General features: G+C 40.4%; 13 protein-coding genes. All 13 read left to right on the top strand.

Annotated features, from left to right (window positions below; genetic code table 11):
• Window positions 1-34: 34 nt before the first annotated feature.
• The 13 genes from AC58UX_RS09140 to AC58UX_RS09080 all read left to right on the top strand — a co-directional run bounded on the left by AC58UX_RS09140 (window position 35) and on the right by AC58UX_RS09080 (window position 19,849).
• A complete protein-coding gene (locus AC58UX_RS09140; RefSeq protein ID WP_497251642.1) occupies window positions 35-1,546 on the top strand; it encodes an extracellular solute-binding protein in 1,512 nt (503 codons plus the stop codon).
• Window positions 1,547-1,620: 74 nt separating this feature from the next.
• A complete protein-coding gene (locus AC58UX_RS09135; RefSeq protein ID WP_497251640.1) occupies window positions 1,621-2,664 on the top strand; it encodes a glycoside hydrolase family 88/105 protein in 1,044 nt (347 codons plus the stop codon).
• A 313-nt stretch (window positions 2,665-2,977) separates the two neighbouring features.
• Entirely contained in the window at window positions 2,978-5,245 is a 2,268-nt protein-coding gene (locus tag AC58UX_RS09130) for a helix-turn-helix domain-containing protein (protein WP_497251638.1), read from the top strand.
• Between the two features lie 330 nt (window positions 5,246-5,575).
• A complete protein-coding gene (locus AC58UX_RS09125) occupies window positions 5,576-7,174 on the top strand; it encodes a response regulator (protein ID WP_497251636.1) in 1,599 nt (532 codons plus the stop codon).
• A complete protein-coding gene (locus AC58UX_RS09120; RefSeq protein ID WP_497251634.1) occupies window positions 7,171-8,946 on the top strand; it encodes a sensor histidine kinase in 1,776 nt (591 codons plus the stop codon). Before AC58UX_RS09125 ends, AC58UX_RS09120 begins: the two co-directional genes overlap by 4 nt.
• A gap of 209 nt (window positions 8,947-9,155) precedes the next feature.
• The gene (locus tag AC58UX_RS09115) at window positions 9,156-10,049 is read left to right on the top strand and encodes an ABC transporter permease (protein ID WP_497252137.1); all 894 of its coding nucleotides are present in this window, start codon (window positions 9,156-9,158) and stop codon (window positions 10,047-10,049) included.
• A 29-nt stretch (window positions 10,050-10,078) separates the two neighbouring features.
• Window positions 10,079-10,963, top strand: coding sequence for a carbohydrate ABC transporter permease (locus AC58UX_RS09110; RefSeq protein ID WP_497251632.1), 885 nt, complete (start codon window positions 10,079-10,081; stop codon window positions 10,961-10,963).
• A gap of 71 nt (window positions 10,964-11,034) precedes the next feature.
• Entirely contained in the window at window positions 11,035-12,642 is a 1,608-nt protein-coding gene (locus AC58UX_RS09105; protein WP_497251630.1) for an ABC transporter substrate-binding protein, read from the top strand.
• Window positions 12,643-12,720: 78 nt separating this feature from the next.
• Entirely contained in the window at window positions 12,721-13,659 is a 939-nt protein-coding gene (locus AC58UX_RS09100) for a glycoside hydrolase family 43 protein (protein WP_497251628.1), read from the top strand.
• Window positions 13,660-13,995: 336 nt separating this feature from the next.
• Window positions 13,996-15,612: a type 2 periplasmic-binding domain-containing protein gene (locus AC58UX_RS09095; RefSeq protein WP_497251626.1), complete on the top strand. Its 1,617-nt coding sequence runs from the start codon at window positions 13,996-13,998 to the stop codon at window positions 15,610-15,612.
• Window positions 15,613-15,723: 111 nt separating this feature from the next.
• Window positions 15,724-16,635, top strand: coding sequence for an ABC transporter permease (locus tag AC58UX_RS09090; protein WP_497251624.1), 912 nt, complete (start codon window positions 15,724-15,726; stop codon window positions 16,633-16,635).
• 13 nt (window positions 16,636-16,648) lie between these two features.
• A complete protein-coding gene (locus tag AC58UX_RS09085) occupies window positions 16,649-17,530 on the top strand; it encodes a carbohydrate ABC transporter permease (RefSeq protein WP_497251622.1) in 882 nt (293 codons plus the stop codon).
• A gap of 12 nt (window positions 17,531-17,542) precedes the next feature.
• The gene (locus tag AC58UX_RS09080) at window positions 17,543-19,849 is read left to right on the top strand and encodes a helix-turn-helix domain-containing protein (RefSeq protein WP_497251620.1); all 2,307 of its coding nucleotides are present in this window, start codon (window positions 17,543-17,545) and stop codon (window positions 19,847-19,849) included.
• Window positions 19,850-19,869 lie beyond the last annotated feature (20 nt).

Below are 19,869 nucleotides of genomic sequence, written 5' to 3'. Positions count from 1 at the left end.
TATAATAACATAGAGACATAGGGAGGATATAAAAATGAACAAAAGAAATCAGAAGACAATGGTGAAAGCAGGAGCTTTGCTCACAACAGTTGCACTTGTTCTTACAGCCTGTGGTGGGAAGGATGAAACTACACCACAAGGTAATGGTGATGCCGGGGGGAATCAAGGACCGTTGCAGTTAACGATGATGCTGCCGACCTACGGCGCCGAGCAAATGCCCACAGATAGCACTGTACTCAAAGCGCTCGAAGAAAAGACAAATTCAAAACTTACGGTGTCTTGGGTACCATCCTCAACCTACTCAGATAAATTAAGCGCGACAGTTGCATCTGGCGAGCTACCGAAAACGTTTGTTGCGCTGGAACCGAAGGCTTCTAATATTGTTAACGCTGCCCGCAGCGGTATGTTCTGGGAGGTTGGACCGTATCTGAAAAACTATCCGAATCTGAGCAAGATGTCGGACATCGTACTGAAGAACGTATCCATCGACGGAAAAATTTATGGCGTATATCGTGAGCGAGATCTGGCTCGATTCGGTTTGATGATCCGTCAGGATTGGTTAACAAACTTGGGTTTACAGGCGCCGAAGAACGTTGATGAGCTCTATAAGGTTCTCAAATCCTTCGCTACTGGGGATCCGGATAAAAATGGTAAACAGGATACGCTTGGACTTGCTGTTGGGATGCAAGGGAATAATATAGCTGGATTTAAAGATATTCTGGTCTATATGGGTGGTCCCAACGAGTGGGAGCTGAAGGACGGCAAGCTTGTTCCAGCTCATATGACGGCAGCATACTTGGATACAATGAAGTTCTACAAGAAATTGTATGATGAAAAAATCATTAATCAGGATTTCGCGCTTGTACAGGACGGCCGTGCAGTTATTAATAAAGGTCAAACTGGGCTTTGGATCGATAATATGCTTGACGGTAAAAATATTGAGGATAGCATTAAGAAAGTGGATCCGAATGCAAAAATAAATTTAATTAACCGAATCTCAGGTCCTAAGGGTGAAAGAACCCGTGCTGGTGCAGGCTATTTAGGAATGTACGTGATTCCGAAGACGAGTGTGAAAACGGAAGCTGAACTCAAACAAATTCTTACCTATTTCGATAAAGTATCCGAAAAAGATAATCAAAACCTGATGAAATATGGGATTGAAGGAAAGCAATACACGATTGAGAACGGCAGCTATAAGTCAAATCAGGATCCAAAAATTAAAGCGGAAATTACGGACGGCAATCAGTTTATGATTATGCAAGATCAAGTTGTCAACTATGGAACCGAGCTGGAGAAGCTCAGCACGAAGCTGTTCCAAGACAATGCCACGATAGCGATAGCTAATCCAGCTGCATCATTTATCTCCAATACGGAGATTGAGAAGGGCAAAGAGCTCTCAAAAATCATTGCGGATGCCACAGTAAAATTCATCATGGGTGCGATTAATGAGGATGACTGGAAGATGACAGTTGATAAATGGTTGCAAAGCGGTGGAAGCAAGGTAATCGAGGAATTTAATACAGAATACGCTAAAGTAGCTAAGTAAAGTGGCTTGTTGAGGAAGGGGCATAGGTCCCTTTCCTCCTCACACATCTTCAATGGGAGAGGGATTTAGAAGCGATGCCGAAGTTACTATTCGACGAAGAAAAGATTCGGTCAGTTATCGATCGGGTCGTAGAACGCACGTTCAAGATGGATTTTAGCTGGGATTGGCCAGGTGGGGTTGCATTTTATGGTGTTTGTGAAGCTTATGCGGCAACTGGCAGGAAAGAGTATTTAACCAAATTGCAGGCTTGGGTCGACGAAAATATGGAAGACGGGTTGCCGAAGTTATCCGTTAACGCAGTATCAATTGGCCATTCGCTGCTAACAATATATCAAGTCACACAGAACGACAGATATTTGGATGCTGCTAAGGACATGGCGGAGTTTTTAACACACGAGGCAGTGCGTTTTGACGACGGTATTTTTCAGCATACCGTTAATTCAGAAACCTACAATTTCCCAGAACAGGCTTGGGTGGATACGATGTTCATGGCCGGATATTTCTTACTTCGTATCGGCACCTTGCTTAACCGCCAGGACTATATCGAGGATGGGCTCAAGCAGTACCACGGACATGAGAATTTCTTGCAGGATCCTACGTCGAGTTTGTACTTTCATGGCTGGGACCACATTGTGAAAAATAATCTTTCTGCTATCCATTGGGCGCGCGGTAACTCCTGGGCAGCCCTGACGATGGCGCGGGCGCTTGATCTTGTTCCAGTTACACATCCGTCATTCATGATCATCGACGGTTCGCTTCGTGATCAGTTGAGTACGCTTGTGCGTCTTCAAGACGAATCCGGCTTGTGGCATACGATTGTTGATGATCCAGTCTCCCCGCTTGAGACTTCGGGATCGGCAGGGATAGCGACAGCCTTGTTAACCAGGGGTCGCTTATATAATAAGTACACACAGAAGTCGATTGACGGTATCTTAGAACGCATTAACGCGGATGGCACGGTAACTGGGGTTTCTGCTGGCACCGCGGTCATGAATGATGCGGAGGGGTATAGGAACGTACCAGACAAACGCATTCAGGGCTGGGGACAAGGGCTTACGCTAGCGTTTCTTGCCGCTGTACTGGGCACGCAGAACAATTTATTCGGCAATGGCTGCTAAACTCAACATTTTAATTGGAAATGGGCACAAATGCTCCGCACAGGACAGACAGGTGAAAGTATCACCTGTTTATCCTATGCGGGGCTATTTCTGTAGAAACCAAATATCAACCCATGACAACGAGTGCAACTAAAGACTATTTAGGGTAATGCCAGGTTAATGGCACGTAGTAAACACTTTGAACAAGCAGGGACTATCGACAACAATCAAGACCTCTCGATATGATGGGCTTACCGTATGAGTGTGAATGGCTAAGTTAATCATATTCATGTAAACTTGAAGTACTATTAAGGAAGTTCAACTTGGAGGCATTATGCGATTTCGATCCCCGTCTTATTTTTTGAAATTGATGTTATTGTCTATATTGATTGGCACCATACCAGTCATTCTACTGGGCACGTTTGCCTATTACAATTCCTCTCGAACCGTACAGGAGAAAGTAAACGAGAGCAATAAGCAACTTTTAGAGCAAATGCAAATGCGTGTCGAGCAGACGCTGAGAACCGTCGATAACTCGGCAACGCAATTGCTGCAGTCCCCTGTTGTCACTGGCGCCTTCGAAAAAGAGTTAACCAATTATGATTTCCAAATGGTGCACGAGCTATATAAAGGAATTTCACTGATTCAAACTTATGAACTTGGCATCAAGGATGTTTTTCTTTTTAGCACAAGCAAGAAATGGATGGTCACAAGCAAAGGTGTTAATGAATATATCTCGCCAGATTTCAGACCGCAGTTAGAGGCATTCTCTCACATAGCGGGAGGTTCTTTTTGGGCAAGTAGAACGAATGATTTGCTGGATGACAATCAGAATATCTACTTTGTGAAGAAATATCCTATAAACGCTGTCGACCCTATTGGCATTATCTGCGTCGTGATGTCGTCCGATATTATTAAGGAGCTAAATGCGATTAAAAAGGGCAAGCTTGGCAGCACGTTTATACTAGATAAGAATCTCCATATTATTGATCACCGTGACCAAAATCAGCTGGGAACTAGCATGGTGGGTCAATCTTACTTAAAGCCTCTCTTCGATGCAAAGAATTCTTTCGGGCAATATGCTACCGAGCTGGAAGGAGAGGGAGTGACGGTTACTTTTCGAAAATCCTCGTATAATGGCTGGAGCTATATCTCTGTTGCCTCTAACGAGGAAGTGAACGAACAGAATAAAATCATCGGATGGATTACGTTACTCGTATGCATGGTCATCCTGCTGGTTACGTTAGTACTTGCTTGGTTCGGATCAAAGCGGATGTACAGTCCGATTCAATCCATATATACGGCTCTTACAAGTATTTCGACTTCGGTTAATGATGAAAAACCAGTCGGCGAGCTTCAGGTTATTGGGGAACGAGTCAACTATTTAATCAAAAATCAGTCACTAATAATGAATGAGCTCAAGGGACAACAGGTACAGCTTAAGGAATTTTTCATGCAAAAATTGTTTAGCGGAACGATCCATCCAGGAGATTTTGTGGAAAAATTGAGCTTATATGGTTTGGAAAAGCTTTGGCCCTCCATGTACGTTGTAGCGGTTCAAATCGACACACTCAAGGATACCAGGTATGAAGAGGCGAATCGAGATTTACTCATGTTTGCCATCAATAATATTGTTGGCGAACTTGTGCTGACAGAGCAAAGGTTGCTGCCGATTGTCAAAGCGGATTGCCAAGTTACTTTGATTGGATCATCAAAAGAGGGAACGGACTTTAAGGAGCAGATTTTCAACTTATCTGACGAGATCCAAAAGGCTATTTTTCAATATTTAGAAATAAAGGTAAGCATCGGAATCAGTAGTCCTTTCAGCTCGTTGGGGGATACTCAGCAAGCACTGCATGAAGCTATGACCTCGTTGAAGATCAGAGTAGGACTGGGGCAAGAGTCTATTTTGTTTATTGAAGATGTGCAGCCACAGAAGAGTAATCTTTATATGTTCCCTCAAGAAGGGGAGCAGGTCTTGTTCGATGCGGTCCGTGCAGGGGATCTGGAACAGTCAGAGCAAGCATTGAAGCATTTTATCGGGGAGCTGTTCAAACCACATACGCAGCATCGTGACTATCAGCTTTCATTAATGCGACTTCTGGTGGATCTGCTTAAATTCGGGCAGGAGTTGTCCATCCCTTTGGACCAGATTGCTGAAGATGAAGCTTCCTTGATACAGTCTTTGTTCAAACTTCGGAACATGGAAGAGATGGAGCACTGGTTTTGGTCGATGTTTGTGCATCCTTATATACAGGAGCTGAGTAATCGTCGGGATTCGCAATTCAAGCATATCTCTGAGGCAGTGATTGATATGATTAGTCGGGAATTTGATTCGGATCTGACACTCGAGAATTGTTCCTCCCGCATCAACTATCATCCCCACTATGTAAGCCGTGTTTTCCGACAGGAGACAGGTATTAATTTCGGCGAATTTTTGACGCAATATCGAATTGACATGGCGAAGAAATGGCTTAAGGAGACCCCAATGAAGATTGCTGAAATTTCTGAGCGGTTGCAGTACAACAACTCGGCTAACTTTATTCGTTCCTTTCGTAAAATGGTTGGCATGACACCGGGGCAATACCGTGAAGATGGATAAGTGTTATTTTTTGAAGCTGCAGAGTTTTAGGCATAGTAAGCCAATTAAAGCTTAAGTTTTCAAAGCTTTTCGTAACTTTAGCAGCGATACATGGCTTCTTATTCAATCTATACTATATGGAAATAGATCTAGGAGGATGTCTGCATGGTACAATATCGGATTGATGCGCGTGATGATAAGCAGACATTTAAACAAATTTAGGATATTAGTTACCATAAGATACGGGTTATAATAATGGATAACTAACAGGATAGTGAACATTGTAGCAGACCGCCTATGGCGGCCTGCTTTCTGTTATTTTTTCACTTTTTGCATAGAGGAGGATTCGGAATGAGGTTAATGATTGTAGATGATGAGGAAAGAACGAGAGAACTGCTTCGTAAACATATTGCTTGGGAAGAGATAGGAATTACGGAGGTTCAAACGGCTCGTAATGGCCAAGATGCACTTCAGATTTGTGCGGGATGGCGGCCAGATATCGTACTTTGCGATGTTCGTATGCCGAAAATGGATGGTATTGAATTCGCAAAGCGCCTTCGGTGGACAGATGCGCTGTGCAAAATCGTATTCTTAAGCGGTTACTCCGATAAAGATTATCTCCTTTCCGCCATTCAATTAAAGGCAGCAGACTATATAGAAAAGCCTATTAACTTGAAAATTGTTCGAACTGCTGTGGAAGCCGCAGTATCTCAGCGATTAGAGGAAGATGATCGAGTTAAAAGAGAAAAGCAGCTAGAAGCAGGTTATGAGCGGAGCTTGCCATTCCTCAAACAAGATATCGTACGAAGATTGATATCCGAGGGAACATCACAAGAAATGATTAATTTATTGCGTTATCAGCATTCATTACCGTATCAAATTGACGGTGTTTTTACTGTAATGGCTGTTTCTTTGTACTGGGTACCTGCAACTCTGCCGGAAGATCCTGGTCTCATTCAAGAGAAACTGCTTCATCAACTAAATGAACATCCACTTATGATGACATTAGGTGGACTTTGCGGATTCGATGCTATCAATTGGCTCATCCTCATTTTGCCCGAATCTTATGGAAGCGCATACCAAAATAGCCGCGATGTGTTGGAACAACTATATAGTGAGTTAAGAGCGATGATTGACCCGCAAATAAAACTGCAGGTAGGTGTAGGCGAACCTGTGAAGGGTCTTGATTGGATACATCGTTCCTATAAAACGGCATTTGAGGCGGGGAATATGCATTTTTATAAGGAGGGCAATCCGCTCCTCTTCGGTGATGCCTTAGGTCAGAATGAGCCCTTCGAAACAGATCGGGAGCAGCTCCGACAATATCGGGAGTTGCTACGAAAAGGAGAACTGAGTGAGGCGAGTTCCATTATTGAGAACTGGACAAGAGTCGCATATATTAAGAAGGATTTGGACATCGTCAGGGTGAAAGATGCTTATTTTCAATTGCTGCTTGTTACGTTAGAAATTGCTACTATCCAGGGGCTCATGGAGCAGACCGAGGAAGTGGAGAATCGTTATATATGGAAAGAGTTAGATAGAATTCCTACATTGAGCCTTCTTAAATCGTATGTTCTCTCATTTTTAGAGCCATTCAAGAAGGAAACCAATGGCATAAACGGAGGAACGGGTAAGTTAAAGGAAGCGATTCGTTATATTCATGCCCACTTTCATGAAAAGGGCTTTACAATTCAGTCAATTGCGGATCATGTACATCTAAGTGAGACATATTTATGTTCCTATTTCAAGAAGCAAAAAGGCCAAACAATTAAGGAATATATTACGCAAGTAAAGGCTGATAAGGCAATGGAATTGCTTCGAGAGCAAGACATTAAATTGTATGATTTAGCGACTCGCCTTGGTTTTACAGATGCAAATTACTTCACAACCTTTTTCAAAAAATATGTCGGGTGTACACCTTCTGAGTATCGGGAGAAACATAGTAAATGAGAAAAATAAAATTTGGTAAATATTCAAATTTAAGCATTAGATATAAATTGTTTGCCGCTTTTATATGTTTATTCACATTGCCATTCTTGTTGCTTCTATTCATCCATCTGAATATGACGACGAAGGAATCGGAAGAGCAAACACTCTTCGCAGCTCATAAGGTACTGGATGAAACGAAGTCGTATTTGGAATACAAAGCTGAATCAATAACAGAAGTGCTAAATTTTATTGCATTTAACGATCAAGTGCAATCTTTAGTGATTGCAGAACCTAAACAATATGAAGATGTAAATTTATGGGGATCAGACGCTAACAAACTATCCAAAATCTTACTTCAATCGCGTTATAACGAGGATATTAGTGCTATTCAGATATACATGAAAGAAGGTTTGGCTGAAGCTACTGAGAACACGGACTATTTATCACTTAATAGACTTCAAAATTTGGATTGGTATGAAGCGTACAATAACTCCCAAGTTGCATTCGCATGGCTACCTTCTTCAGAGCTAGGCATTAAATCAGGTGAAGATATGGTTTCGATACTCAGGAAGATTCCTAATTCTCATAATATTCAACAGTTCAACGGCATCGTAAGAGCAGAAATTTCACAGAAAGCGCTACACGCTGTCCTAGATCACGCTTCATTGACACCGAAAGCCTCCGCACTACTGTTCAATGACAGAGGGGACTTGTTGAGCGCATCTAGTAATTTTAAAAACAATGATGACGTATTAGGTCATCTCATGCAATCCGGTGTAGTCTCGAATAGGAAGGAATATTGGAATGAGAATTTTGTGACAGGCGGTAATCGCATGCTGCTCGGTATTCAAGAGATTCCAGCCACAGACCTCCAACTCGCTTTACTAGTACCGTACTCGGATATTTTGAATTCTAGCACGAAAGCCCGGAATCGACTCATTTCCATTTTTTTATTGATCATTCCACTTATGTTACCGCTATCATTTTTTGTTGCTGGTTCAGCTACCAAACGTATTAGAAATATGATTGTCCATATCCGAAAGGTGAGAAACGGTGACTTCGGGGTGGCTCCGCTGCCTGTCAGTGAGGACGAAATTGGTGAGCTAGCTCACAATTTCAATAAAATGGTACAAAATGTATCTGAACTAATGGATGAAACTTATAAGCTAGGACGCGAGGTTAAGAACAAGGAATTAAAGGCTCTTCAAGCGCAAATTAATCCGCATTTTTTATACAATACGTTGGATTTAATCAATATTATGGCTATTGAATCAGATGCCAAAGATATTTCGACTGTCGTGGATGAATTGGCAGTTTTTTATAAACTCAGCTTATCGAATGGGAAAGAAATGGTTACGTTAAAGAATGAAGTGATGCATGTCGAGGCGTATGTCCATATTCAGAATATGCGTTTTGGCAATAAGATCACTTTTGTCATTGATGTGCCAGCTGATCTATTTGAAGTAGAGGTTCCTAAAATTATCTTACAACCTCTCGTTGAAAACGCCATTCTTCATGGCATCTTAGAAAAAGATTCAGAGGAGGGCACGATCACGATAAGAGCGGAAAGGTCAGATAAAGAGATTGTAATTATTGTAGAAGATAATGGTGTTGGTTTATCGGATGAGCAGATCAGGAAAGTTATGTCAGGTCAAATAAGCAAACGAACTGGTGGATTCGGTGTACGGAATATTATTGAACGAATTCAATTAACTTATGGAAATAAATACGGTCTGCAATACGAGAGTGAGTTAGGTCGCGGCACCAGGGCTATCTTAAGATTGCCTGAATAAAGGAAGCTTAAGGTATGTTAAATAACAGTTTTTCAAAGGTAATCGTAACTTTGCCACGTATATGCCCAATCTCACTCTCTTTATAATAAAGATATAAAGAAAGAGACAACGAGGTGAGGGAATTGCGTGCAAGGGCATCTACAGTACAGCAGATTAACACACTGGAACAAAGCGGTAAGAAATCAAGAATAGCTTTGTTTCTACAAGAAATGAAGAGGCATAGGGTGCTTTATCTCATGTTCATCCCTGTGGCCATCTATTTCGTTATTTTCGCTTACTTTCCAATGGCAGGGATTGTAATGGCATTTAAAGATTTCAATTACCGTCAAGGTATTTTCTTTAGTCCATGGAATGGGTTTGACAATTTTCATTATTTTTTCGTCTCTGGTAAAGCTTGGTTAGTTACAAAAAATACGATTTTGTATAACCTAGTTTTTTTAGGGACCTACACGGTATTTTCAATAGCAGCTGCAATCTTTCTATCCGAAATTTATAACAAATGGTTCAAGAGGTTAGCGCAGACGCTTATGTTCCTTCCATACTTCATTTCATGGGTAACAGTATCTGCATTTGTGTACAATTTTCTTAATTACGAATACGGAATTGTGAATGTTCTCTTGAGAAAGATTGGACTTGAGGCGTTAGACATTTACGCAAATCCTTCCTACTGGTTTGTATTATTGCCATTCTTATACGTATGGAAATGGATTGGTTATGGATGTGTCCTGTATCTGGCAGCTATAGTCGGGATCGATCAAGAAATCTACGAAGCTGCTACAATCGATGGAGCTTCGCGCTTCCAACGAATTACTCGCATAACTCTGCCGTTGTTGAAACCGACGATGATTATCTTACTTTTACTGGGACTTGGTCGTATTATGCGTGGAGAGTTTGATATGTTCTATCAGTTGATTGGGAATAATGGAACACTTATGGACGCAACAGATATTATCGATACTTTGGTATTCCGCTCACTAGTTGGAACACAAGATTTTGGAATGGCTTCTTCTGTCGGATTCTACCAATCTGTCTTGACACTTGTTATTATTCTTCTAGCTAACTGGGCTGTAAGACGGTATGACAAAGATCAAGCACTCTTTTAGTAGATGAGAAATGGAGGAGAGAATCAGCTATGCAACAGAATAAATTAAATGCAGCACCGATGTTTCAAGCGATGTCCTATCTGGCTATTTCAATCATTGCTCTAGTGTGTGTTATTCCATTCATTGTTTTATTATCAGGTTCAATGTCATCAGAGAGTACTATTTTGAAATCAGGATATTCTCTGTTACCTAAAGACTTTTCCCTTGATGCTTATGCATTCATTTTTAGGTACCCGCAAGATGTTGTGTCGGCCTACCGTGTATCTCTAATTGTGACAGTGGTTGGTACGGTAGTCTCACTTTTCTTGTCTTCAATGGCTGCCTACGTGTTGTTTCGAAAAGAGCTCAAGTATCGCAATGCCCTTGCCTTCTTTCTCTTCTTTACGACTTTGTTTCACGGTGGTCTTGCGCCTTATTACATCATGATTACGAAGTACATGCATTTAAAAAACACAATGTTAGTATTGATTTTGGTACCGCTCTTTAACGTATTGTACATTCTAATTCTGCGAAGTTTTATTCGTAGCTCTATTCCAGAGGCTTTAATAGAGTCGGCGAAGATTGATGGAGCTGGAGACTTTCGAATATTTATTCAGTTGGTGCTTCCACTTTGTAAGCCAGCACTTGCCTCCATTGGGATGTTTACAGCACTGGGGTATTGGAATGACTGGTGGACGGCACTCATGTTCATTGATAAAGAGAATTTAGTTCCGTTGCAGTACTTACTATATAAAATGCTGGCTTCCATTAACTTGTCATCTTCGATGTCTCAGCACGTATCTAACCTTGATCAGCCTAAGGAGACATTTAAGTTGGCATTAACAGTTATTGCAACAGGTCCTATTGTCATTCTGTTCCCTTTTGTTCAAAAGTACTTTGTAAGTGGCGTTACAATTGGAGCTGTTAAAGGCTAATACCCGCTATGCAATCCTCAAAGGATTCACATAGAAACCACAAGGTAGATGAGAATAGGGAGGTTGTCTTTTTGAAAAAAATTAAAAAAAGTATGGTTGTCACACTTGCTACCGTCCTCTCGGTAGGTACACTTTTAGCAGGTTGTTCAAGCAATAGAAACGAAGCGAGTCCAAGTCCAGTCTCTTCAAGCGGTGCTAGTCCAGCGGCGGCATCGGCTTCACCGAAAATTGATAATTCAAAAGAAGTTAAATTGGTTACATATCTATTAGGTGAGGCACCTAAAGGCATGCCTGAAGTATTAAGCACTCTTAATGAAAAGCTCAAGAAAGACATTAATGCAACAATTGATCTTAGATACATTGGCTGGAGCGATGTGAAATCTAAATACCCACTGGTACTTGCATCCGGTGAGGATGTAGATATGATATTTGCAGCAGATTGGAACTTTTACGTGCAAGAATCTACAAAATCTGCCTTTTTGCCAATCACAGAAGATATGGTGAAAACTTACATGCCAAAACACGCTGCAAAGTTAGATCCATCAGCGTTGAAAGCAACTCAGGTAAATGGTAAATCCTATATGATTCCGACTTCAACACCAGACCGTAAAGTAAGCGTAGCTCTTATACGCAAGGATATCCGTGAAAAAGCGGGTTTACCTGAGATTAAACGGTTTTCAGAACTAGGACCATATTTGGAAGCGGTTAAAACAAATTATCCGGAGATGGTTCCTATAAATATGGATAATCGGTTTGACCTAGCCACCCCTTTTAAATACTTAATGCTTGATAAAGTAGGCTTTACTCAGGCACCACTAGATTCTGGTGATCCAATGGCACAGGGTATTGCGTATGATTATACGGATAAATCAGGGAAAGTATATTCTATGGTTGAAAATGGACCGCTACTTACTGCTCAGAAGTATGCGGCAAACATTATGAAAGATTGGTACGACAAAGGCTATATTAATAAAAATCCATATGCCAATAAAATTCGTTCAAAGGATAACTTTTGTGAAGGTAAATCAGGTATTGCACTAGGTAATACAATTGATATGGCTTCTATAATGACTGCATGTAAAACTAAAGGAATTGATACTGAGGTTATTGCAGCTGTAGATCAACAAGGTCACTCACCACAGAACTCTTGGTTGAATAACGGAATGGCAATTGCAGCAGGTTCGAAAAATTCAACACGTGCACTTCAAGCGCTTGATCTCATTATGGAAGATCCTGCTTATGTTTACCTTACGTACTTTGGTATTGAAGGAAAGAATTATAAAATCACCGATGGTAAACTGGGATTACCAGATGGCGTAACTTCTGCAACGAATACGTATCCTGCCGATGCAGCTGGCTTCTGGTTCGTTAATAAAGATTTGTTCAAACCAATGGCAGACTGGACAGATTCCTATGTTAAGCATTATAGCCAAGTTAAAGATTACTTAATTCCAGTTACTTACGGTGCCTTTTCCTTTAATCCAGAAAAGGTAAAAACAGAATTAGCGAATCTAGCTAACGTTTCAACGCAATATGCGAATCCTATTTATATTGGGACTGTGAAAAGTGTTGATGAAGCATTCAATACACTTACTGATAAATTAAATGCGGCCGGTATTGACAAAGTAAAAGCAGAAGTGGAAAAACAAACATCAGAGTTTTTAAGTAAATCCAAGTAAGATCAGAATACACCCGATCCTCCTACTAGGATAGGGTGTATTCTGATTTTATAGGAAACCACTAGGAGGAAGACAAACATGTCATTTAATTGTGTGAAAGATCAAACTTATGAAGGATATTTGTTTGTTTATTTTACTGGTGAGTCGGAAGAAGGAGAACAAGTCTATTTCTCGCTAAGTCAAGACGGCTTGAATTGGAAGGACTTAAATAATGGCAGACCAGTATTGAAATCAAATATTGGGGAAATGGGTGTTCGTGACCCATTTATTCTCCGTTCTCCTTTAGATGGAAAGTTCTATATCATTGCAACAGATTTGCGCATTGCGAGCCACAAAGGTTGGGAAGTAGCTCGAAGCAGAGGGAGTCGCTCGATCATCATTTGGGAATCAACAGATCTTGTTCATTGGTCCAAGGAGAGAAGCGTAGACATTGATCTCCCTGATGCGGGGTGTGTATGGGCTCCTGAGTCTATTTATGATGATGCATCAGAGGAACATCTTATATTTTGGGCATCCTTGATGCAAACCGAGGGGCAGGAGTCTAAATTTATGATTTACAGCTCCAGAACCAAGGATTTCAAGTGCTTTTCAAAGCCGGAGTTGTATATCGAGAGGGAAAATCATGTCATAGATACTTCAATCATCAAGGAGGGTGATGTTTACTATCGCTTTTCTAAAGATGAAAAGAAAAAGTGCATTATTCTTGAGCGTAGTGGATCTTTAACAGGCCAAGGGTTCCATGATCTAGAAGCACCTGTTTTAGATAGCGTGCTCGGGGTTGAAGGGCCGGCAGTATTCAAGTTCAATGATCGTAACGAATGGTGTCTGTTGATCGATCAATTTGCATCCAACAAAGGTTATTTGCCGTTGGTCACAGATGATTTATCAAGTGGACATTTTCGCATTATGAATTCAAATGAATATTTTTTAGGAGATACCATGAAAAGGCACGGATCGATACTGAATCTGACTAAAACCGAATTTGTAGCCTTAATGGAAAGCTATCTTCATGTTTAGTCAGACTATATAGCATTCGGTGAGTAAGCTGAAGCAGAAGGATATGTACAGACTGTCTCAACAGCAATTACAGGCCCGCCTCCTATAAGGAATGTGTCCTTTATTTGCCTTGTGATCGTAAAATAAACATTTTGCATAAGTTAAATATCCTTTATTAAATAGGCTTTTCTTAGTTAGAGTCCTTGTAAATGGTGAAAACCCTTCAGTATTTAAATATCAATATCGAATCAAAAATGGGAGATATGCGAAAGACCCTAATTTCTATTAAATTGAATAAGTGATTACAAATTCCAATATCAAAACATGTGAAAAGGGGAGACTCAAATGAAATACTCGATGCGTAGTATGGTATCACTGGTAGTCAGTTCTACTCTTGCCCTCACCGTTGTTTCCGCGTGTTCAAGCGGTACAACTAAGGACAATGCGAATCAATCAACTAGTCCTTCATCCACATCCACAGCTTCCAATAAGCCCGCGCCCAAAATTTCATTTTGGACAGGACTAAACGTGAATGCTGCAGTGACAGTCAAAAGTTATAACGAGATTCTGGGTATGCAAGAATGGCAGAAGCGAACGAATGTCATCTTTGATTTCCAGCATCCTGCCGTGGGGACTGAAAATGAGCAGTTAAATTTACTTTTAGCCTCGAACAAGTTGCCAGATGTTCTAATGGTTGGTGCGGATCAACTGCCTGGAGGCGTTGTGAAAGCGTACAATGATGGAGTTATCATCAAGCTAAATGATCTTATTGAAAAGCATGCGCCTAATTTGAAAAAAATAATGGCGGAGAATCCAGAAGTAGCTAAGCAAATAAAAGCAGATAACGGTGATATTTATGCCCTCCCGCATCTTCGCACAGGTAAGTATAAGACGTTCGGAGGTATGATGATCCGGCAGGATTGGTTGGATGAACTTGGTCTTCAGGCACCAGAAACGATTGATGAGTGGGAAACGGTACTGCGTGCATTCAAAGAGAAAAAGGGAGCTGCAGTTCCACTTCTTATTGGTGCTCAACCCAAAATGTACGTCTTTGGACCGACGACACCGAATTTTATCGAAGCATTTGGCACCAGCTATGACTATCATTTAAATAACGGTACAGTTAAATATGGCCCGATGGAAAATGAATACAAGAACTTTTTGGCTACCTTCCAGAAATGGTACAAAGAAGGTTTGATCGATCAAGAATTCGCCACGAATGATTCAAAAACGTTTGATGCCAAAGTCACTAGCGGCAAAGCGGGAGCCTTCTTTGGTTATGTAGGTAGCAGTATGTCAAAATACTTGCCAGCACTGCAACAAACGGATCCGAAAGCAAAAATTTCAGCTGTGCAGTTTCCTGTTCTTAAGAAAGGCGATCAGCCTATCGATACCGGCCGTTCATGGGAGTGGGATAAGAATGGATTAGTCATCACGAAGTCAAACAAAAACCCGGAAGAGACAGTAAAGGCAGTTGATTATTTGTTCGGTAAAGAGGGGAACCTGCTTAAAAACTTCGGTGTCGAAGGACAAACTTATACACTTAAAGACGGTCAACCAGTTTATACCGACTTGATTATGAATAACCCGGACAAATTAACGATTGCCCAATCTATGTCCAAATATTTCATGTCGAATGCTCCCTTTGTTGGTGACGATGACGATCGATATCTGGATCAATACTACGTATTACCAGCCCAAAAGGATGCCATTAAGCTGTTTGCCAAATATACGGATAATTCCTTGAAATTCTTGCTGCCTCCGACCAGTTTCACTACAGATGAAGCAAAAGAAATGTCCAAAATTACGGCCGATACCAAAACGTACCGCGATGAAATGTTTGTCAAGTTCATCATGGGGGCTGAGCCAATTGCAAATTATGATAAATATGTGGCTCAATTGAAAAAATTCAATATCGAACGCGGTATTCAAATCCAACAGGATGCCTATAACCGTTATAAATCAAGAAAATAAGGGATAGCATACTCGCCAAAGCCCAAAACCTCCGATGTCTTGGGCTTTGGCGAGATTTTCTCTAAAACTGGGAAACTTGAGTTACTAAACTAGTAAGGAGGTAAATTACAAATGGCATTCTCCGCAGTATGGAAAAATTTCACTAAAAATAAGGAAATTTATTGGATGGCTCTTCCAGTTGTTCTTTATTATTTGATATTTAAGTATGCACCTATGTACGGAGCTATTATCGCCTTTAAAGATTATTCTGTCACCGCAGGTATTCGGGGTAGTGATTGGGTAGGTCTCGCTAATTTCAGAGAGTTTTTTGAAAGCTATTATTTTTGGAGAATTATAAAAAATACGCTCCTGCTCAGTATTTATCAACTATTATTTACTTTTCCGGCGCCTATCCTGCTCGCCTTGTTGTTAAATGAGATTAGACATAAGCTATTCAAACAAGTTGTCCAGACGATCACATATTTACCGCATTTTATTTCCTTGATCGTCATTTGTGGGATGATCGTGGATTTTACGAGCAAAGATGGATTCATCAATGCGATCATAGCTTTTTTCGGTGGTGAGCGCTCCACGTTGCTCAACGATCCTGGTAACTTTCGAACCATTTATACTGTTTCACAAATTTGGCAAGAAGTCGGCTTTTCCTCCATCATTTATTTAGCAGCACTGAGCGGGATCAATCCGGAATTGTATGATGCAGGAAAGGTGGACGGCGCAGGACGTTTCAAACAAATATGGTACATCACACTTCCAGGTATCTTGCCGATGATCATGATATTACTCATTTTGCGAGTCGGAGGTTTGCTAGAAATTGGTTTTGAGAAAGTCATTTTATTATATAATCCAAACATCTACGATACCTCTGACGTTATTTCCACATTTGTTTACCGGAAGGGAATCAGCGAGTCTACACAATTTAGCTATACGACTGCCGTTGGATTATTTCAAGCTGTCATCAATTTCATTTTACTATTTAGTGCGAATCGAATTTCTAAAGCGCTTAGCGAAAATAAATTATTTTAAGGAGATACTTAGGATGAATAAATCGCCGTTAAGCGAGAAGATTTTCGATGTTTTCAATTCAATACTTATGATCTTGTTAGTGATTGTGACACTTTATCCAATTATTCATGTCATTAACGCATCATTGAGTGAATCTAATCAACTGATCAGGAACAGTGGCCTGCTGCTGCATCCATTAGGATTCAATTGGGAAGCATATAAACTGGTATTTGCGAATCCGAATATTCTATCGGGCTATCAAAATACGATTTTTGTAGTAGTCGGCGGAACCGTACTTAACTTAGTTATGACGATTCTTGGAGCCTACTCGTTATCACGCAAAAACTTTATCTTGCGAGATCCAATTATGATAGGTATTGTTTTTACGATGTTTTTCAGTGGAGGACTTATTCCAAGCTATTTACTTATTAATAACACGCTACATTTAGGCGATAGCTTGTTTGCATTAATTATTCCTGTAGCCATAAATACTTTTAATTTGATCATTATGCGTACTTCCTTCCAGCAAATTCCGGAAAGCTTGATTGAATCTGCCAAAATTGATGGTGCTATCGAGTTCCGAATCTTGTGGCAAATCGTAGTTCCTTTGTCTATGCCTGTAATTGCCGTTATGATTCTGTACTACAGCGTACAGCACTGGAATTCATGGTTTAGTGCAGTGATTTATATCCGGAATAGGGAGTTATATCCGCTACAGCTGGTATTAAGGGAAATCTTGATTCAGAATAGCACTGATTCCATGGCTGCTTCCGCTGCTATGTCGGATAAAGAGGCAATTGGAGAAAGCATTAAATATGCTACTATTATTATAGCAACGCTGCCAATCTTACTCGTCTATCCATTCTTGCAGAAATATTTTGTGAAAGGTGTCATGATTGGAGCGCTAAAAGAATAGAGGACTTAAAGCATGAAAATGAGAAGCATTCTGGTGTCATGGACGATTTCCTACTTAATTATTTTATTGATTCCAATCCTGATAAGTATTGTGATTTTTTTTCAATCTCGTCATATTTTAGAGTCAGAAGTAAATCGGTCTAACATGGCACTACTGAATCAAGTCGAACAGGTCATAGATGGGCAAATTAATGATATTCGCCGCATTGGTATGCAGATGTCAATCGACAGTAAACTGACAAGCTTCTTGTATAATGCCACTGACGCAAATAGTATTTGGCTTTTATCAGCACTCGAATTTATTCGCAACTTTGGCATGATTCGTGTCTCCAACGGATTTATTCATGACTTATATATATATATCCCTCAAGCCAATAAAGGTTTGACATCCGGGAGCTTAATGGATGGCGAACTTCTTTATAATAGCTATCATAAAAATACCGGACTCAGTAAACAGGAGTGGACACAATTTTTAGAGCAGCCCCACAGTGGGGAATTTCTTAAGACAAAAGTCCTTGAGGACAATCGACAAATCCAAGAATCTCTTGTATTTGTCCAGTCCATTCCTGCTCTACCGTCACAAGATCGCATCGCCACACTTTTCATTATCTTGGATAATGCACGTATTCAACAATCAATAGCAAGTGTCAAACTGGAAAATGAGAGTATCGTGTTTGTATTAAACCGAGAGAATCAAGTTCTATTTTCAACACGTCCAGATATGAATCCCTACACAATTGATTCTTCACTATGGCAAAATCCGACTGGAGCAACAACCGGAGTTTGGAACGGGGAACCCGTCATGATCTCTCATACTTCCTCCGATGCGACAGATTGGAAGTATATAACGATTACACCAACCAGGGTTTATGCCAAGAAAATGACCAATATCCGTGATTTTACGATTATTGGCCTTCTGTTTGGGATAGGATTTGGTGGAATTGTTGTATATTGGTTTACTCGAAGAAATTATCGACCAGTCGGGAAAATCATGAATATTGTTTCACAAAGAGCGAGATTGAGTATGGATAAGGATTACTCGAAAAATGAGTTTAATATTTTGGAGTCAGTATTGACTAAGACGCTGGAAGATCAGGATCGTACCGAGTCCAAGCTGAAAGAGCAAGAATTGACTATCCGCGACAACCAATTGAGCCGTCTTCTGAAAGGGAGAACGGATTCGGGAGTCGATTTTAAGGCACAGCTCGAGTCATATGGGATTCATTTTCAGATGGAAGGATTTTCTGTTCTTCTGTTTGATATTGAGGATTATAAAAAGCTATTTCGAGCCGATGCACTCGAAGATGTGGAGAAAGAACATCGTTTTGTGAACTTGATCTTAACCAACATTGTGGGGGAACTTTTGAATCGTCAACATGTCAGTTATTTTGCTGAAGTAGACGGATTAATGGCTTGTTTGGTTAATACCAATGAGTTTACGGATCAGGGGATGAATCGATTAATCACTTTGGTCCAGGAAGCTCAGCAGTTTATTCACTCCAAATTTCATTTTTATTTCTCTGTCGGGATAAGCGATATTCATACCGCACAATCAGAGATCCCTTTATGTTATCAAGAAGCGCTGAAAGCCCTGGAATACAAGCTCATAATGGGAAACAGTACTATCATTTCTTATGATCAAGTTAAGAAACCAAAAGAGGAACTCTACTATCCACTTGATCTAGAGCGGCAATTGTTAAATTTTATTGCATACGGTGACTACAAGAAATCATCGGAAGTTATGAATGAAATCTTTATGACGAATTTTTCTGGCGGTACATTGTCCATTGAACTAGCAAAATGTCTAATGTATGAGTTGATCGGAACTGTGCTGAAGGCAACGGAAGTAATCAAGCTTGATGAAGGAAATACCAAGTTGCAAAGATCAGATCTTATCAAGCGTCTTTTTCAGTGTGGTTCCCTGGAGGAAATTGAGTTTGAAATGAGATTTATCCTTGAGTTGGTATGTCAAATTGTTGTGCAAGGAAAGAAATCTCAAAATTTTGAGCTTAAAGATCAAATTCGATCGTTCATTCATCTGTATTATCATGACGTAAACTTGGGACTAACTCGTATAGCTGAGCACTTTGCCCTTCACCCGAGTTATGTATCGAAGTTTTTTAAAGAACAGACAGGCACTAATGTTATTGACTATATTAATCAGTATCGCGTTGGACTGGCTAAAAAGCTTCTTTTGCAGGAAGATGCCTCGGTACAAGCGGTTTCGGAACAGATAGGCTATTTGAACAGTAATTCCTTCATTCGGGTATTTAAGAAATACGAAGGGATTACGCCCGGACAATATAGACAAAATGGATAAATGGAAATGGAGGCAGTGCA

It is taken from the genome of Paenibacillus sp. J22P90, assembly GCF_059692195.1.
This window is presented reverse-complemented; position numbering and strand designations above follow the sequence as displayed.